14 protein-coding genes and 1 tRNA gene are annotated in these 18,432 nt (G+C 57.7%); 9 read left to right on the top strand and 6 right to left on the bottom strand.

Annotated elements, in window-relative coordinates; all coding sequences use genetic code 11:
* Positions 1-87: 87 nt before the first annotated feature.
* Positions 88-1,650 (bottom strand): exodeoxyribonuclease VII large subunit, encoded by a 1,563-nt coding sequence (xseA, locus tag AY555_RS05110; protein WP_066134267.1) that lies wholly within the window; start codon positions 1,648-1,650, stop codon positions 88-90.
* Between the two features lie 111 nt (positions 1,651-1,761).
* Between xseA and purD the strand changes: the two genes are divergently transcribed.
* Both purD and AY555_RS05100 read left to right on the top strand, forming a co-directional pair.
* Positions 1,762-3,042 (top strand): phosphoribosylamine--glycine ligase, encoded by a 1,281-nt coding sequence (gene purD, locus AY555_RS05105; RefSeq protein ID WP_066136591.1) that lies wholly within the window; start codon positions 1,762-1,764, stop codon positions 3,040-3,042.
* Between the two features lie 91 nt (positions 3,043-3,133).
* Positions 3,134-4,132 carry a hypothetical protein gene (locus AY555_RS05100; protein ID WP_066134264.1) on the top strand — a complete coding sequence of 333 codons (999 nt, stop codon included), beginning with the start codon at positions 3,134-3,136 and terminating at the stop codon, positions 4,130-4,132.
* Between the two features lie 63 nt (positions 4,133-4,195).
* Here AY555_RS05100 and AY555_RS05095 read toward each other — a convergent pair whose 3' ends face one another.
* Together AY555_RS05095 and AY555_RS05090 are read right to left on the bottom strand one after the other, a co-directional pair.
* On the bottom strand, positions 4,196-4,801 hold the full coding sequence (locus tag AY555_RS05095) for a demethoxyubiquinone hydroxylase family protein (RefSeq protein WP_066134262.1): 606 nt from the start codon (positions 4,799-4,801) through the stop codon (positions 4,196-4,198).
* 3 nt (positions 4,802-4,804) lie between these two features.
* Complete coding sequence (locus tag AY555_RS05090; RefSeq protein WP_066134258.1) at positions 4,805-5,320, bottom strand: disulfide bond formation protein B; 516 nt, start codon at positions 5,318-5,320, stop codon at positions 4,805-4,807.
* A 171-nt stretch (positions 5,321-5,491) separates the two neighbouring features.
* On the opposite strand from AY555_RS05090, the gene AY555_RS05085 reads away from it, so the two are divergent.
* Positions 5,492-5,576 (top strand) — tRNA-Leu (locus tag AY555_RS05085).
* A 65-nt stretch (positions 5,577-5,641) separates the two neighbouring features.
* Entirely contained in the window at positions 5,642-6,520 is an 879-nt protein-coding gene (gene purU, locus AY555_RS05080; RefSeq protein ID WP_066134254.1) for a formyltetrahydrofolate deformylase, read from the top strand.
* A 59-nt stretch (positions 6,521-6,579) separates the two neighbouring features.
* Here the strand turns inward: purU and AY555_RS05075 are convergent, their stop codons facing one another.
* Together AY555_RS05075 and AY555_RS12115 are read right to left on the bottom strand one after the other, a co-directional pair.
* A complete protein-coding gene (locus AY555_RS05075) occupies positions 6,580-7,881 on the bottom strand; it encodes a calcium-binding protein (RefSeq protein WP_167798437.1) in 1,302 nt (433 codons plus the stop codon).
* Positions 7,882-8,121: 240 nt separating this feature from the next.
* Positions 8,122-12,858 carry a M10 family metallopeptidase C-terminal domain-containing protein gene (locus AY555_RS12115; RefSeq protein WP_280648597.1) on the bottom strand — a complete coding sequence of 1,579 codons (4,737 nt, stop codon included), beginning with the start codon at positions 12,856-12,858 and terminating at the stop codon, positions 8,122-8,124.
* A 375-nt stretch (positions 12,859-13,233) separates the two neighbouring features.
* Here AY555_RS12115 and queA point away from each other — a divergent pair, with 375 nt between their 5' ends.
* From queA to queF, 3 genes are read left to right on the top strand one after another with little or no spacing between them, the layout of a single operon-like run.
* A complete protein-coding gene (gene queA, locus AY555_RS05065) occupies positions 13,234-14,295 on the top strand; it encodes a tRNA preQ1(34) S-adenosylmethionine ribosyltransferase-isomerase QueA (protein ID WP_066134247.1) in 1,062 nt (353 codons plus the stop codon).
* Positions 14,295-15,440, top strand: a complete 1,146-nt coding sequence (gene tgt, locus AY555_RS05060; RefSeq protein ID WP_066134244.1) for a tRNA guanosine(34) transglycosylase Tgt — start codon at positions 14,295-14,297, stop codon at positions 15,438-15,440. Before queA ends, tgt begins: the two co-directional genes overlap by 1 nt.
* Positions 15,437-15,901: a preQ(1) synthase gene (gene queF, locus AY555_RS05055; RefSeq protein WP_066134241.1), complete on the top strand. Its 465-nt coding sequence runs from the start codon at positions 15,437-15,439 to the stop codon at positions 15,899-15,901. The genes tgt and queF overlap by 4 nt, the downstream gene beginning before the upstream one ends.
* Here the strand turns inward: queF and AY555_RS05050 are convergent.
* On the bottom strand, positions 15,898-16,443 hold the full coding sequence (locus tag AY555_RS05050; protein WP_066136589.1) for a prolyl-tRNA synthetase associated domain-containing protein: 546 nt from the start codon (positions 16,441-16,443) through the stop codon (positions 15,898-15,900). The two genes, queF and AY555_RS05050, sit on opposite strands and share 4 nt — an antisense overlap.
* A 154-nt stretch (positions 16,444-16,597) precedes the next feature.
* Between AY555_RS05050 and AY555_RS05045 the strand changes: the two genes are divergently transcribed.
* The gene (locus AY555_RS05045) at positions 16,598-17,323 is read left to right on the top strand and encodes a DnaJ domain-containing protein (RefSeq protein WP_167804468.1); all 726 of its coding nucleotides are present in this window, start codon (positions 16,598-16,600) and stop codon (positions 17,321-17,323) included.
* Between the two features lie 39 nt (positions 17,324-17,362).
* Positions 17,363-18,283: a DMT family transporter gene (locus tag AY555_RS05040; RefSeq protein ID WP_066134237.1), complete on the top strand. Its 921-nt coding sequence runs from the start codon at positions 17,363-17,365 to the stop codon at positions 18,281-18,283.
* Positions 18,284-18,432 lie beyond the last annotated feature (149 nt).

The following is an 18,432-nucleotide window of genomic DNA, read 5'->3' as shown; positions in this document are numbered from 1 at the left end:
CTGATGGACAAGACAATCCCCGCCGCTATAGACCGTCAAGCCCCGGACGGGGAATATGACTGTGCGAACACAGCTAAAAACCGGGTGTCAGAACAGCGAATCCTGCCGGGGGTCGGAATCCTGCCGAGTCCTACGTGAAACCCGCCCCCCGGGGCCACGGGCCACAACAGGCAGGTCTCCATCCGCAAGCTGGATGGACAGGACATCCCCGACGCGCACGGAAGCCCTGCGGTCAACCAGCAGACCATTCGAGTCCCGAACCACAGCATAACCACGCTGCAAGGCACGCTGCCACGAAGCCGCCTCAAGACGCTCCGCCGCATTAAGCAACCGCTGCCCCTCATCTTGCTGCAAACGGTGCATTGCGGCCACCAAGCGCTGCTCTAGGCCGGTTACACGATCACGCCCCTGCGCAAGACCACGCACTGGTGATACGGCTGCCAAACGCACTGCAGAAGATCCCAGTCGGGTGGAAGCACCTCCCAGAGACAGCCGAAAGGCACCGGACAGAGCAGATCCAGCCGTGTCCAGACGGGCAAAGGCCATTGCCACCCGGTCACGCGGATGGCGCAAGGCTGCCGCCAGAGCCAGAAAGCTGGACCGGTTCCGTTCCAGAAAACTGCCAACAGCCGTTCCAAGACGCTCCGCCCGGTCTTCCAGACGCTGCACATGGCCCTGCACCAGACGGTCAAGGGGTGGCAGGCCACGAGCCAAGCCCTGCAACCGGGTCCCCTGCTCCGCAAAGCTCCGCCGTGTTGCTGCTGTCAAACGGCGGGCTACATCGGCCACCTGCACACACAGGTCCAGACGCACTGGCACGGCAATTTCCGCAGCTCCGGTCGGGGTGGGAGCCCGCCGGTCAGCCGCAAAGTCGCACAGGGTCGTATCCGTCTCGTGCCCGACGGCGGAAATAACGGGAATATCCGAGGCGGCAACAGCCCGCACGACCTCTTCCTCGTTGAAGGCCATCAGGTCTTCCAAAGATCCGCCACCCCGAGCCACGATCACCAGATCGGGACGAACAATAGGGCTGTCGGAACCCAGCGCGTTGAAGCCCCGGACCGCTGCGGCAATCTGGGCCGCAGCGCCCTCTCCCTGCACAAGAACCGGCCAGACCAGAACATGAACCGGGAAGCGGTCGGACAAGCGGTGCAGGATATCGCGGATAACGGCCCCCGTCGGGCTGGTGACCACACCGATCACCCGGGGCAGGAACGGCAGCGCCTTCTTGGTTGCAGGATCAAACAGGCCTTCGGCCGCCAGGCGACGGCGACGCTCCTCCAGCAGCTTGAGCAGGGCCCCTTCCCCGGCCAGCTCAAGGGATTCAATCACAATCTGATAGGACGAGCGCCCGGGCCACGTTGTCAGGCGCCCGGTGACAATAACCTCCAGACCATCCTGCGGCTTTGTTCCCAGCTTCGGGTACGTGCCCTTCCAGATCACGCCGTCCAGAACAGCATTGTCATCCTTCAGACGCAGATAACAATGGCCTGACCCGGCCAGCTTGGGCTGACTGATTTCACCACGCACCCGGACACGGGCAAAACGATCCTCCACCATTCGTTTCAGGTCGGTGGATACTTCGGAAACAGTGCGTTCGGGCAGATTGTGAACCGGATCTGCCTGGCCGGTGGTTTCAGTCGCTGTCATAACGTGGGCGATGGCCGTTTCTTGTCTTCAGCACAGAAGGTGACGGGACGAAAACAGGATGCTAGAACAACAGCCGTTGCCGGTAAACATCTTTGGTCGAAAGAGAACACCATGAAAGTTCTGGTTGTTGGCTCAGGCGGGCGGGAGCATGCGCTGTGCCGGGCCCTGAAGCAGTCTCCACGCTGTTCCGCCCTGTTTTGCGCCCCCGGCAATGCCGGCATTGCCAGCCTTGCAACCGTGGTACCTGTTGCAGCAGAGGCGGTGGACGACCTGACCGCGTGGGCCAAGGCCAATACCGTGGACCTGGTGGTTATCGGCCCGGAAGCACCGCTGGTTCTCGGCCTTGCCGACCGTCTGCAAGAAGCTGGCATCAAGGTCTTCGGCCCATCGGCTGCGGCCGCAGCGCTGGAAGGCTCCAAGGGGTTCATGAAGGATGTCCTGCGTGATGCCGGTGTCCCGACGGCCTGGTACCAGCGATTCACCGACAGCCATGCTGCCCGGGCCTTTGTGACCGAAAAAGGTGCTCCGATTGTCATCAAGACCGACGGACTGGCCGCCGGCAAGGGCGTAATCCTGTGCCAAAACACCGAAGAGGCCCTGCAAGCTGTCACGGACATCATGGACCGACGCATTTTCGGAGATGCCGGTTCAGAAGTTATTATTGAACAGTTTCTGGAAGGCGAGGAACTCAGCTTCTTTGCCATCAGTGACGGCGAAACAGCGATTCCTCTGGCTGCCGCACAGGATCACAAGGCGGTCGGAGACGGGGATACAGGCCCCAATACCGGTGGAATGGGGGCCTATTGTCCAGCCCCGGCTTTTACCGATGCCCTGCGTGACGAACTGATGCAGAAAGCCATCCTGCCCACTGTGGCCCACATGAAGAAGCTGGGGCGCCCCTATCGCGGTGTCCTCTTCTGCGGGATCATGCTGACCGCTGATGGCCCCAAGGTTCTGGAATACAATGTGCGCTTCGGCGACCCCGAGTGTCAGGTTCTGATGGAGCGCCTGGACAGTGACATCCTGGAAGTCCTGCTGGCCGCAGCCGAAGGACGACTGGCCGATATCCGCCTGCACTGGAAAGATCAGGCAGCCCTGGTGGTAGTGATGGCAGCGCGCGGCTATCCCGGCACCTATGCCCGCAATACCGAAATCCGTGGGCTTGATGCCGCGTCCCGCTGCGAAGGTGTCTTTGTCTGCCACGCCGGAACCCGTGAAGAAAACGGGCGTATTCTTGCGACCGGGGGGCGGGTCCTTGGAATCACCGCCCTTGGCAGAACGGTCACCGAGGCACAGAAACGCGCCTACACCGCTGTCGATACCCTGGACTGGCCGGATGGATTCTGCCGGCGGGATATCGGCTGGCGTGCCGTAGCCCGTGAAAAGACGTGACCATACTGTCACACCTCTTTTTCAAAACACTCTCTCCACACGGCTGCCTGATAAACATCAGGCATGCCCTTTCTCTGAAACCGGATTGTACATGTCCTCTCCTGCTTCCTTTGCAAAGGCTATTGGCCACGACACCCTGCGCCTGTACTGGTCACTGCTGAAAATCATGGTCCCGGTGATGGTGCTGGTGCGCATTGCCGTCGAACTTGATGCGGTTCCACTCTTGGCCGCAGCCTTTGAACCCCTGACCGGCCTGGTCGGCCTGCCCCCGGAAACCGGCATGGTCTGGGCCACCACCTGCCTGGTGGGTATTTACGGCGGCGTGGCTGTCTTGCTGGGCCTGCTGCCCGAACTCTCCCTGAGTGCCGCCGACCTGACTGTTCTGGGTGGCATGATGCTGGCCGCGCACAGCTTCCCGATCGAACTGAGGGTTGCCCGCCGTGCCGGCGTCGGCATCGGGCTGACCGTTCTTCTGCGCATGGCCTTTGCTGTTGGACAGGGAGCGCTTCTGCAGGCCTTTTACGGACACCTGGATATCCTGCAGGAACCGGGCACGGTTCTGTTGGCAACAGAAGGCGCATCACAGACACAAACCCGTCTGGTATGGCTGATCGAAAGCCTGAAATCGCTGGCCGTCATTCTGCCGGTTATTGCCGGGCTTGTGCTGGTCCTGCGCATCATGGACCGTACCGGGATCACCGCCTGGCTGACCCGGATCATGGGCCCCCTTCTGCGCGTTATGGGCATGAGCCGTGATGCAGCCCCCCTGACCATGGTCGGTGTGCTATTGGGCCTGACCTATGGCGGCGGGCTGATTATCGACCGGGCCCGCAGCGGTGCCCTGAAGGCACGGGATGTGGTTATCTCCGTGTGCTTCATGTCGCTGTGCCACAATCTGATCGAGGACAGCCTGCTCGTCTTAGCCATGGGCGGACATTGGAGCGGCATCATCGTTGCCCGCATCATCATGGCCGTCGGCGTGATTGCGGTTCTGGCGCGCATCATCCACGCCATGCCGGACAGCCTGTTCCATCGCCTGGTTTTCTGCCGGGAACCGCAGGACAGCGAAGCCAAAGCCGCATCATCCTGACCGGAAAGACCAATCCCGGGGCCGGCGTTGCCTGAGCGCACGGCCCCGGGATGAAGGCTGTTCTCAGATACGCTCGGACAGCCAGATTGCGAGCCGGGTTCCGGCCTTGACCGCCCCATGCAGAAGGGTATAGGCCGGTGCCTGCTCCGCGCCGTTCTCATACCCGATGTCGCGGTGCTCCAGCTCTTCCTCGCGGAAGCGGGCAATCGTGTCACGCAATGGCTTTTCGTCATCACCCAGCTGGTCAATCTGGTTCTGATAATGCTCGTCGATCGCTTCCTCGACAGCCACTGTGCAGGCCATCGCTGCTTTTTCACCCAACAGGGCGGTTCCCGCCCCCAGCATCCAGCCGGCGACATGCCACAACGGCTGCAGAGCAGTCGGGCGCACATGCCGTGCGGCAACCTGTCTCTCGAAGTAGGTGCAATGCTCGACTTCCTGGTCCAGCATATGACGCAGGGTTTGCGCATGCCTTCCTTTCGAGAGAACGGCAAGCTGTCCGGTATAGATCCGGACGGCACCATATTCCCCGGCATGGTTGACCCGCACAAAACGGTCCAGAAGCTGCTCGCGGGTCAAATCACCGGGGATATGCCCGTCTGCTGTCCGCCCGGCAGGCAGCACATTCCGGACCGCAGAAGACGATTCACGAACAAGGCTTTTGGTCATGGCTTATTCCCCCTGCTGCCGGGAAACCGGGAACACGCCCGACAGAAACACAAACACACCCAGCCCCGTCATGAACAGGGAGGCCAAGGCATTGTAGCTGGCAAAGGACAACCCGAACAGGGTCCACTGCACCACATTGCAGGCCGGGCGCACCGGACGGTCCAGCCCCTCCATCAGATCAGCCAGTCCCAAGGGGCCGGGAAGCTCACCGGTACACCCCTGAAAAGCCCACCATCCCTGCTCAACCCCAACATGATAGCCGGCCAAGGAAGCACCGGCGGCAAAGACCGCTGTGACAAGAAGAACCCCCGGCATGGGGCTGCGTCGGGCAAAGGGAAAAACAAGCCAACACGCAGATAGCAAACCAGCCAGAACCCACGGAACCCGCTCGTACAGACACAGGATACACGGCTCCAAGCCGAAGACATGCTCGGCCGTCAGGGCACCGGCAAGAGCAAGGACCGCAGCCCCCAAGATACAGGAAAAGAATAGGCGACAGGATATTGCAGATAAAGGCATGGAACTTCCGCACACATGGCAAACACCAACGCAGAGTGCACCTCTGGCGACAAAATGACCAGCCCCGACACCATAATTTTCAGCATACAATCAGGATAACGCCATTTTTTCCTTGGCGGAGCCCAGAAAAGCCTCTATAGAGTTTCGCCTTCGCATTGGCGGGCCACGCACGGGGGTGTGGCGGAATTGGTAGACGCGCGCGACTCAAAATCGTGTTCTGCAAAGAGTGTGGGTTCGAGTCCCTCCACCCCCACCATGGCTGGCCCGCCGCGAAAGATTGCCCCGCATCCCGAGATCCCGCAAAACAGGAAGCCGGCCCGAATGAACGTTGCCGCTGTCGTCACCGAACCGCTTTATGTGCTGACCATCAAATGCCCGGATGCGGTCGGAATTGTTGCTGCCGTGTCCGGTTTTCTGGCCGAAAACGAAGCCTTCATTACCGACAGCGCCCACTACGGCGATCCGGATACAGGCTTCTTTTTCATGCGCACGTCTTTCCGCGCCGGTGGCAAAAGTTTTCCAGCCCTAGATCGGTTGAAGGCAGGCTTTGACCTGATCGGCAGTCGGTTCGGGATGGAGTGGAGCATTAATAGTTCCGGCGACCGCCCCAAGGTCATGATTGCAGTATCCCGCTTTGGGCACTGCCTCAATGACCTGTTGCACAGCTGGCGTACGGGGCAGCTGGCGATCGACATCACCGGGGTGGTGTCCAACCACGTTGATTTCCGCGATCTGGTGGAATGGCACGGCATTCCCTTCCACTATCTGCCGGTAACAAAGGAAACTAAGGCAGATCAGGAAGCCCGCATGCTGGAGCTGTTTGCGGAAACGAAATCCGACCTGCTTGTGCTGGCGCGTTACATGCAGATTTTGTCCGAAGAAGCCTGCCGTACCTTGTCGGGACGCGCCATCAACATCCACCACTCTTTCCTCCCCAGCTTCAAGGGTGCCAAGCCCTACCAGCAGGCGCACAGCAAAGGGGTCAAGCTGATCGGGGCAACAGCGCATTACGTAACCGGTGATCTGGATGAAGGACCGATTATCGAACAAGCTGTTGAACGTGTAGACCATACCTTCTCTGTCGATGCCTTGGTACGGACCGGGCGCGATATCGAGACGATGGTTCTGTCCCGTGCCGTCCGCTGGCATGTCGAGAAACGGGTTATGGCCAACGGCAACAAGACTGTTGTCTTCCGGTAGGACGCCACAACAGTCAGACAAGGCTGCCCGTCACAGCAGCCTTGCGCACTAAAAGAGTATCACAGCAAAAAGTCTGGTCCCGCCAGAACAGCCGTACCTTGGACCATAATACGGATCTCGGCACTGGCAGGGTCCCCATCCATATCCACAGAACATACCGCACTAACGCCGTCCTCACCCATCTTATACCAGACGGAATAAGGGGTAGGCGTTGAGCCAGAAAAAGAAAGAGGCTGACGCCCGTCGGTATTCTTGTCTACATCTATGCGGGACAGATCAATACGATCACCTTCGTCACGACTGAAGTCGGTTATGGTATCTTCGCCGGTCTCGCCCTCGACGTACCAGAACCAGAACCGATCCGCACCACGTCCCCCGGTAAGACTATCCGAACCTCTCCCCCCCAAGAGAACATCATCACCGACAGAACCAATCAGGATATCGTCTTGGTTCCCACCAATGATCAGAGTATCAAGATCTCCGGAGCAGATCTTGGCACCTGTATCGCGAGGCCCAAGAACACTGGTAATATCCGAGCGCTGACTCAGGTCAATAACCTGATACCGGTTCAGACTCGAAAAATCAGCAATCCCACCTGATACAGTTGGCAGGTCAAGGTGTGCACCGTCCAGAGAGTCCATGCCCCGTATCACCATATCGATTTCAAGCGTCTCGGGATTACCGTCGGTATCACCGCATAGCTTGATGTTGCCCCCCTTGCGAGACACCGTGAGCTCTTCGGCCCCCCAAGGGAAGAAGGTCGGCTCAACAATCTCGGGAAGCGTAAACCAGACCGAGAAAGGAGCTGGCGCCTCATAGGTGAAGGCAAAGCCATGCCAAGAATCCAAGCCAAGGCCCACATCAAGAAGCCTCATCTCGATTCGGTCTCCCTGCTGTGGATCAAAATCCATCAGCACATCGCCCAGCGCTTCACTGGCAGAACGATAACGAAAACGATCGGCCCCCGGACCGCCGACCAGCACATCGGCACCAACGCCGCCAATAAGGACATCATCACCGACACCGCCTACCAATGTATCGTTGCCTCGACCGCCGTTCAGAAAATCATTTCCGTCCCCACCAGAAAGAATATCGCGACCAGGCCCGCCATACAGTCTGTCATTATCGCCCTGTCCATCCAGAAGATCCGCGCCACGACCGCCATACAGCGTGTCATCCCCATCTCCGCCGACAAGCGTATCGGCACCATTCCCGCCATACAGTGTGTCACTCCCGTCTCCACCGACAAGGACGTCAGACCGATGACTGCCCTGCAACGTATCCGACGTCGCTCCCCCAACAAGAACAAGCCCCACTGAACTGGGCACGGTTTTGCTGTCATACGTAGAATGGTTTGTCACACTCAACATCCCTGCTCCTGCTTGTCACAAGCTGTAATTCCATACCGGAACACACGCGTTATCTCGGAATAACTTCCAATAGAATAAACCCTCATAAATCGAAAATATGTCTATATATCAACCAATATTGCACTCATGGTAGATTTAAGGCGGCACGGAACCCTTTCTGCCCCTTGCAAAACAATAAAGGTTCCGTGACACGGCATGCCGCACCACGGAACCTTGCAGACCAGAATATTCTCAGAACAGGAAATCTGATGCGGCAAGTGACGAGACACCCTTGAGAAGGAAGGCTATCTCCGTGGTTTCAACATGACCATCTGTATCACCACACAAAACGATGTCACTACCCGCAGCATTGGGGACATACCACACAGCATGTGCGCGCGGCACCGTATCAGAAAATACAAGATCCTGAACGCCAGCTGCGGATGTATTGGCGTCAATCAGGCTGAAATCCAAGGTATCCCCTTCATCCTGACTGAAATCAGTAATAACATCACCAACCGTTGCCACAGCCGACCAATACACAAAAGAATCCGCACCACTACCACCGGTCAACACATCCTTGCCGTCCCCGCCTGCAAGGACATCGTTACCACCACCACCATGCAAGTGGTCGTCACCATCGCCCCCGGTCAGGGAATTGTCCGCACCGGTTCCATGCAGCTCCATCCCGACGATACGGGAACCAACCAGATTGGATATGCCCCGATAATCGGCCAGATCAATCGCCGTATAAGACCGGCTTGACGAGAAGTCGACAGTATCCATGGTAAAGACCGGCAGGGGAACAGAGCGAGCCTCAAGGACGGCAACGCCTTTCACGGCAATATTGATTTCGCGCGTGTCCACATTGCCATCGGTGTCTCCGTAAAGGTGTACACCTTTTCCATTGCCATCGACCTGATACCACAGGGAATGCGGACGCACGTTGGCTCCATGGAAGACAAGACCCTGCCATACATCCGGATTGTCGCCCGAATCTATCCCGTGCAAATCAATCCAGTCCCCCTGTGACGGGCTGAAGTCTGCAATCACATCGCCGACGGTTTCATCGACAGAGCGGTAATGGAAGCGATCCGCACCCCAGCCGCCGGACAACGTATCCCGACCAAGGCCACCACGCAGGATATCGGCCCCGGCGCCGCCAGAAAGGGTGTCGTTCCCGTCACCACCCTCAAGCGTGTCATTGCCGGCATCGCCGGTCAGGGTATCGTGACCACGGCCGCCATGCATAATGTCAGCTCCGGTCCCGCCGGTCAGGATGTCATTGCCATCATCACCGTAGAGGGTATCATTGCCTGCTTCTCCGGTCAGGATGTCGTTACCGCTACCACCGTGCAGGGTATCATCACCGGATCCGCCGACTAGGATATCATCCCCGGCTTCTCCGTATATCTGGTCGGGACCATCCCCCCCTGTCAGCACGTTGGGACCGCTGTCGCCGCGAATTTCCGCACCGGAATCAGCCGGCCCGACAACATTGTTGAAACCCCTGTAGGTGGCAATATCGATATGCCGGTGATGTGACGTCATAGAGAAGTCAAGAGTCTCCGGCGGAGGGGTCTTATTACCCGCATCACGCCCCTGCAACCCCGAGAAACGCCCCTCGTCATCCAGAACACGCAACAGGAACTTGGAAAACTGGGATGCGGTATAACCGGATATGGAAGCTTGGGGGGTATCGTAAGGCCCGTCGCCCGGTGAAATGACAAGCGGAGCCTGCAGAGAACCGTCCTCATCGCTGCCGGGAACCTGCTCCGGCATTGTTTCGCCCGACAACGCACTATCACCAAAACGGAAACCTGCCTTGGAAGTATCATGGGGCGATGGGATAAAAACACCGCGCAGCGCCTGCAGTGCTCCGGAAAGATCCGGTGTCTCGGCACGCAGGACAGGCATATCAAAGTCTGATGCCTGAAGTGACGTTATACCCCTGATTTCCAAACTGACCTCATGGGTACGGATGTTCCCGTCTGTATCCCCGCACAAGGTCACACTGTTCCCGTCTTCTCCCGGCTTGAACCACAGTGAATGGCGCACTGCCTTTGCACCGCCAAAGGACATGACCTGCCATCCCGCTTCGTAAATGTTGGCATCAACCTGATGCAGGTCAAGCCAGTCCCCTTCATCCCGATTGAAGTCAAGGATCACGTCATCAACAGTATAACTGGCAAGTGTATAGCGGAAACGATCGGCCCCTGCACCGCCACTCAACGCGTCGGCACCGGGACCACCATCAAGCACATCACGGCCATCTCCACCACGCAAAACATCATCTCCCCTTTCACCGTAGAGCTGGTCATCCCCACCTCCACCGATCAGGGTGTCATCACCATCATGTCCCGACAGCGTATCACCCCTGTCTCCGCCGGACAGGGTATTGGCGTCGGCATTTCCATGAATCTCTGCCCCAACATCAAGGGGGCCACGCACATGATTCACGCCGTTGTAGTAATCAAGATGGATATAGATATGCTTCGTTGTGGCCGAGAAATCGACCGTATCCCCCGCAAGGGAGGGAAGCTGGAGAGCTTCGGGGCCAAAGAACTCGGTGCCCTTGAGGTAGATGGCAATCTCTGCTGTTTCAGGATTGCCATCTGTATCACCCAACAGCTCCGTACCGAACCGTTCCCGATCAAAACGTGACCAGAGCGCATGAGCCTGCGGCGTGGTACCAGCAAAAACAAAGCCACTCCATGATGGCTCGTCTGATGAGCTTCCCGCATCAACCCTGGTCAGGTCAATCCAGTCCCCTTCCAGCATATTGAAATCTGTGATCACATCACCTTGGGCTTCCTCGGCACTGCTGTAGACGAAACGATCGGCTCCGCGCCCTCCGGTCATCTTGTCCGCGCCTGGGCCCCCCGTGACAAGGTCGTCACCCTCCCCACCATCAAGATAATCATCCCCGGCCCCGCCGTTGACATGATCATCGCCTTCCATGCCGTACAGCGTGTCATTCCCCTCATCCCCGATGACCGAGTCATCTTCTGTGCCACCAATCAGGACATTGGCGCCACTGCCACCCAGCAGTGTTGAGGAAACAGACCTTGGCCCCATAACCTGAAGGAAGGGATGATGTTCATGCAGGTTGACCAGATCGTAGTGAATCAGGTCAGAGAAATCCAGAGTACCATCCCTGCTGACAGGCAACTGAACATCGGAAGGATCAAGGACCTCGATACCCAGAAACTGGAGGTCAATCTCAACCGTTTCAGGATTCCCGTCCGTATCTCCATAAAGACGTACACCTGACCCGTCTGGATCAGGCCCGGACCACAAAGCATGGGGCCGTGGTTCTTCGCCACTGAACGTGAAAAGTTGCCACCCATCCACATGCGTGTTGGCATCAATGCGATAAAGGTCAACCCAGTCACCCTGATCGCGGTTGAAGTCGCTGATAACGTCACCTTGCACTTCGGCAGAGGTCCGATAATGGAACCGGTCCATACCCGGGCCACCGGTCAGAATATCAGCGCCAATTCCCCCCCTGAGGAAGTCATCACCATCGCCGCCATCAAGGATATCCCGGCCACCTTCTCCGTGCAGGCTGTCATTACCGCGCCCCCCACGCAGGGTATCATCGCCACTGGCACCAACAATATTATTCCCCTTGTCACCCCCGACCAATGCACCCGTAACACTGTCAGAACCCTGTATCCTGTTCCAAGCGTTTAGGGCACCAACCACCGAACTGACACCTTGGTAAGCCAGTTGATCCAGATTAATCGCGATTGGCTGGATATGGGCCGAGAAATCGACGGCATTACCACGGATAGCTGTCAACAGACCCAGATCAGTAGCATTGACACTGGATACACCTTCAATAGCAATATCGATTTCCGGGACGTCAGGGTCACCATCCACGTCACCCTGAACATGAACAGTCCCATCGCCCTCGATAAAGATTCGGTACCAAATGGAATTCGCTTGGGGCAACTGCCCGGAAAACACAAATTCCTGACGCCCAGGTTCATAAACATTGGCATCGATCGATGAAACATCAACCACATCCCCTTGGGACCGATTGAAGTCGACAATCAGGTCACCATGGGTTTCCACGGAATCCCTGTACAGGAAACGGTCTGCACCAAGACCACCGGTGAGAGTATCTGCCCCCTGACCACCAACTAGGATATCAGAGCCGCCACGACCGGACAAAATGTTGCTGCCTTCATCCCCGGCTAACCAATCATCACCAAAACCACCAAAAGCATGCTCGATATTGACGATTGTATCTTTCTCACGACCATCCACAAGAACGGCTGCACTTTGGGATCCCGCAAGAACCACATTGACGGGCAACAGAGCATCCCGGTAATCGATGGCATCCTCACCACCCCGACCATCCAAGTGATCAGGCCCGAAGCCTGCAACCAAGCGATCATTATGCTCCGTCCCTTCCTGTACCAAGGAATCGGGAGTCTTGGTTTGTGGTCCGGTCAAAACAAGATCCTGACTGGAGAGGGAAGACGTACTTCTCAACCAGACAACACGATCAGGCGACGCATCACCATCCACGTCAACAGCCAGCGTTACACCTTGCTCACCCGGACCGCCGCGGTACCAGACAGAATAGGGAGATGGTTCCTGACCACTGAAGCGAAGAGCTGGAAACCCAGACCTGATCATATGCTCACTGATCACCGACACATCAATTTTATCGCCTTCAACACTCTTGAAGTCGACAATCATGTCGTACTTGTCAGATGCCAGTTCGCGGAAAACAAACGTATCGGCACCCCCATTGCCCATCAGCCTGTCAGCCCCGTCACCACCATCAAGGTAGTCATCGCCCTCTGCACCAATCAGAAAATCATCGCCATCACGACCGAACAGACGGTCATTACCTTCCTCGCCGATCATACGATCACGCCGACCTGTCCCGATAATTTCATCGTTGCCGCGTGTACCAATAACAGCACGGCTAATACCCATATCTGTAGGCTGGAATTCTCTTTCGACAGACATCTGCTCCCCCGCAGTCTGTGAAAATACCGGATCAATTGCATTGATAAACAACGAAAACGTCAACAATAAAACTACATTATAAATCAGGTCATTAATTATAATGCACGGTATTATATGAATACTTTTTAACCAATAATATTCACGAAATGCGCAAAATAAAAAGACGAGACCACAGATGAACTCATATTAAGAACAGTCTCTGCCTGGAATTATTTTCTACTCATACGTTTTTCCACCCAAAGCTTCACAGCCTTGAGTAATTCATATCAGGCCCAAACATAGACCAAGCAGATTTCCCTCTTGCTCACAGAGACAGGGCAAGGCATACCCTCCCTTCTTTTCTCGCCTGCGAACGGAAACAGGATACGGCACCCGATGCGGGTTGATGCCTTTGACTTTGATCTGCCACGTGAGCAGATTGCCACGCGCCCCGTGTCACCGCGCCACAGTGCCCGGCTTCTGGATGTGGCACCCGATGGCCTGCACGACCGGACCATGCTGGACCTTCCTAGCCTTCTGGAACCGGGTGACGTGATGGTGTTCAATGACACCCGCGTCATTCCGGCCCGCCTGTCCGGGCTGCGGCCTGCCATCCATCCCGGCTGTCAGCCGGCCGGCGTGGACATCACCCTTCATCAAGGCCTTGGGCCAGACACTTGGGCTGCCTTTGCAAAGGGTGCCCGCAAGCTGTCTCCCGGACAAACCGTTGTCCTGTCAGCAGATGGGGACTTTACGGCCCGTGTCGAAAACAGGCAGGAAGGGGGCGAGATTGTCCTGCGCTTTGACCGCAGCGGGGCTGATCTGATGGCCGCCCTAGAGCGCCACGGCCATATTCCCCTCCCCCCCTACATGGGGCGAAAAGATGACGCTCGCGACCGGCAGGACTACCAGACGGTTTATGCCTCCCGCGATGGCGCTGTTGCCGCCCCCACGGCCGGCCTCCACTTCACGCCGGAACTTCTGGAAGCCATTGATGCCCGGGGGATTCGTCGGGTGCATGTCACCCTGCATGTCGGTGCCGGCACCTTTCTACCCGTAAAGGCCGAAGACACCCGTGATCACCGCATGCATGCCGAAACCGGGGACATTTCAGCCGATGCTGCTAGGACCATCACACAAGCCCGGGAACAGGGCGGACGGGTCGTCTGCGTTGGCACAACATCGCTGCGCTTGCTGGAAAGTGCGGCCGCACCGGATGGCTCCCTGTCGGCGTGGTCCGGTTCCACCTCTATTTTTATCACGCCCGGCTATCAATTCCGGATCGCCGATCTTCTGGTTACCAACTTCCATCTGCCGCGTTCTACCTTGTTCATGCTTGTCTGCGCCCTAGCCGGCCTAGACGCGATGCACGCGGCCTATGCCCACGCTATAAAGGCCGGATACCGGTTTTATTCCTACGGCGACGGGTCGCTGTTACGGTGCAAGGATTCCTGTTGATGACGGCTTTTTCCTTCTCGGTCCTGAAAACAGACGGCGCAGCCCGCCTAGGGCGCATTGAAACCGCACACGGCCCCGTGGATACACCCACCTTCATGCCGGTTGGCACGGCCGGAACGGTCAAAGGCATGCTGCCTGAAAGCGTTGCATCTACAGGGGCTCAGATGATTCTGGGCAATACCTATCACCTGATGCTGCGACCCGGGGCCGACCGGGTGCAGTCCTTGGGGGGATTGCACCAGATGATGAACTGGCCTGGCCCGATCCTGACGGATTCCGGCGGATTCCAGGTCATGAGCCTGGCCAAGCTGCGCAAAATGACCGAAGACGGCGTCACCTTCCGCAGCCATATTGACGGGTCGTCGTGGACGCTGACCCCGGAATACTCCACCGACATCCAGTACAAGCTGGATGCCACGGTAACCATGGCCTTCGATGAATGCACCCCTTGGCCCGTGGACAAAAAAACGGCTGCCCATTCGATGCGCCTGTCCATGCGCTGGGCTGTACGCTCGCGTAGTGCCTTTGTCCCGCGTGAAGGCTATGGCCAGTTCGGCATTGTACAAGGCAGCGTCTTCCCTGACCTGCGGGCAGAAAGCATGGCCCGGCTGCGGGAGATTGATTTCGAGGGCTATGCCGTCGGGGGCTTGGCCGTCGGGGAAGGACAGGAACTGATGTTCCAGACCCTCGACAGCACCGTACCCGACATGCCGGTCGGCAAGCCCCGCTATCTGATGGGGGTTGGGAAACCCTCCGATATGGTTGGTGCCGTGGCCCGGGGCATTGACATGTTTGACTGCGTGATGCCCACCCGGTCGGGACGCACGGCCCAGGCCTTCACCCGCCGCGGCACGGTCAACCTGCGCAATGCCCGCCACCAAGACGACCCACGACCGCTGGAGGAAAACTGTTCCTGCCCGGCGTGTCGCCAGTACACACGCGCTTATCTGCACCACCTGATCCGGGCCGGGGAAATGCTGGGGCCGATGCTGCTGACATGGCATAATATCCAGCATTACCAAGATATCATGAAGGATCTTCGCTCAGCTATCGGGCAAGGAACCCTGTCACAGTACAGAACACAGTTTGAAGCAAGCCAAGCACTTGGTGATATCGAACCCCTGACGGTGGAGAAACCGGAATGACCAACAGCGATCCTTCAGGCCTGACCCAGCTTGGCCACGCGTCTGCCCTGCCCTCCTCTCCGGAAGCAGCTACCCTTGAGACCGTGCCCAACCCGCATCCTGGCACGCTGTATGTCGCACGCTTTGCTGCACCGGAATTTACCAGCCTGTGCCCGGTCACCGGACAGCCGGACTTTGCCCACCTAGTGATCGACTATGTACCCGGCGCCACGCTAGTTGAGTCCAAGAGCCTGAAGCTTTTCCTTGGCTCGTTCCGCAATCACGGGGCCTTTCATGAAGACTGCACCGTCTACATCGGGAAACGTCTTGCCGAAGCCCTGAAGCCGGTATGGCTGCGGATCGGGGGGTACTGGTACCCGCGTGGAGGAATCCCAATTGACGTCTTTTATCAGACCGGTCCGGTGCCTGAGGGGGTCTGGCTTCTGGATCAGGGCGTGCCTCCATACCGCGGGCGGGGCTAGATCGTATCGCAGGCCGGCGCGCTGACGCGGTTAACGGCCTGCGGATCCAGCACAGCCAACGACACCACGTGTCCGCAGGACTTCAGAAAACGACGCAGATCCGATGCAGCAATGGTCGTTGTTGCCGTATTCTCTAGGGGATGAAAGTTCAGCAGGGGTTGCTGCATCATCCAGGCATCCAGAACCACACGCACGGATTGCTCCTGACGATCATTGAGAAGGGCAAACGGCGTAACCGACCCCGGGCGCACCCCAAGGGTTGCCCACAAGCGATCCGCTGAACCAAAGGACAGCCGCTTTGACCCAATGCGATCAGGCAAGGTCTTTAGATCAATCCGGCGCTGTACTGGGGCAACCAAAAGCCAGTTCTGACGACCGGCATCCCGCAGAAACAGGTTCTTGCAATGCACGCCGGGGATATCAGCCCAGCACTCAGCCCCATCCTCCACGGTAAAAACCGGGGCATGCTCCCGGGTGGTAGTCTTGATTCCAAGGTGGTCCAGAAAGGTAAACAGCTCCGCCCGGGATATAAAAGATGTCATAAAACCTCCAGTACTGACAAAAAACGCTACCTGTCCTGCACAAAAGAAAAATCGTGCCGTCTTGACGGCACGTCGGTCAAGGGACATGGTGACCGGGCGCATACGATGGACTGGAGCAATGTGGGGCAAGGTATTCGGTGGAATGGCGGGACTGATGACCGGGGGACCGCTTGGCGCTCTCTTGGGGGCGTCTTTTGGCCACTTTTTCTGGGACCGCCAAGGCGTCTTCCGCGCCTTTGATCCTCTGGGATTCTTCCGCATTGCCGAAGTGTCCCTGCGCCAGTTCCAGGCCGGAACAACCGACACTGCCCTGTCAGCAGCCCTGCTGATCCTGTCCGGTCATTTGGCCAGGTTGTCTGGCTGGAACCACGAGCGGGGGCAAATGGCCTTGTTCCGGGTCCTGTCATTGGCACCTCAGGACAGAGAAACCGCTCTTGCCCTGTTCGCCCGGGGCTATGATATGCCTGAGCTTCCGCTCCCCCTGCTGCGGGGACTGGCTGTTCTTCTGGACAACGACCCCGACAGGGCCGATGCCCTTCTTGCCGCTTTGGGTGCTTTTTCGGCCTGCGAAGGAAAACCTTCAGCCACAGTTCAGGAAGCGCTGGACACAATGGCAGCTGCCTTGGGACGTCGGCCTGGCACGATGCCCGGCGGTACTGGAATGGGGCTGCATGAAGCCTATTCCACGCTTGGCGTCCAAAATAATGACGACGATGACACGGTGCGCAAGGCCTACCGAACCCTGTTACGCACAAATCATCCCGATGCCCTGATGGCACGGGGTGCAAGCGCGGCCGATGTAGCCGCAGCCGGTGTACGCATGGCGTCCATCAACGCAGCATGGGATGAGATTGCCCGCCATCGTGGCCTGCGTCGTTAACTTCCAGATCCCACATTCCCGTTTTGCGGAGTTTTTTTCGTGCGCCCTGTTGACATCTTTCTTGCCCTGTTGGTTCAGGTTTTGTGGGGCCTGAACTTTGTTGCCGTCAAAACCGGACTTGCAGACTTCCCCCCCATCCTTCTGGTCACGCTGCGCTTTGGCCTAGTCGCCCTTCTGGTCGTTCCTTTTCTGCGTATCCCGCTGAATGCGTTGCGTGATGTTATCCTGCTTTCCTTCACACTGGGCACACTCCACTTTGCCCTGCTGTTTATCGGCATGGCGGATATAAGCGCCGGAACAACCGGTATCCTGCTCCAGTTGGGTGTTCCATTTTCTGCCCTTCTTGGTGTCATTGTGTACCGCGAAAAGCTTGGTCCCTGGCGTATAGGAGGGTTGGTTGTTGCTTTCTCCGGCGCAGCCCTTCTGGCCGGCGAACCCAATGTCCCCGCGCTTGCTCCAGCCTTGTTGCTGATCATCTCGGCTTTTGCGTGGGCGGTATCCAACCTGATGGTCAAGAAAACTATTACCGTTAACCCGATTGCCCTGTCCGGCTGGATGAGCCTGTTTGCCTTCCCGCAAACCGCCCTATGGTCCTGGTTGACCGAGGAAGGGCAGATACAAGCCATCACATCTGCCGGATACCAAACTTGGATTGCCCTTCTTTATACAGCGGTCGCGTCATCGATTATCGCATATGGCCTGTGGTACTGGCTGTTGCATCGATACCCGGTCAGCCATGTTGTCCCCTTCTCCCTGCTTAATCCCGTTGTCGGGATGACTGTTGGTGTCCTGCTACTTGGAGAGGATGTAACCGCGTGGAAGGTTGGTGGTGCCCTCCTTACCCTTACGGGTGTCGGGACCATCTTGTGGAGACAAGCCCTGCACGCAAACCGGAAAACGGAAGAAATCCGCACAGACCCTCTCCCGTCTGTCTCCCCGGAAACAAAACCATCCTCATAAGAAACATGACCCGGATGGCCCTTGCCGTCACGAAAGTAGGCAGCGTCATCCGGGCCTGTATGACGTCATGACCGCATAAGCATAACGGTCTCTGGTGCACGCGTTAACGTGATAATCAGAGAAAAAATGCGGTAGTCATGAAACACTGG

Origin of the sequence: Haematospirillum jordaniae (genome assembly GCF_001611975.1) — a bacterium.
GTDB lineage: Bacteria > Pseudomonadota > Alphaproteobacteria > Rhodospirillales > Rhodospirillaceae > Haematospirillum > Haematospirillum jordaniae.
This window is presented reverse-complemented; position numbering and strand designations above follow the sequence as displayed.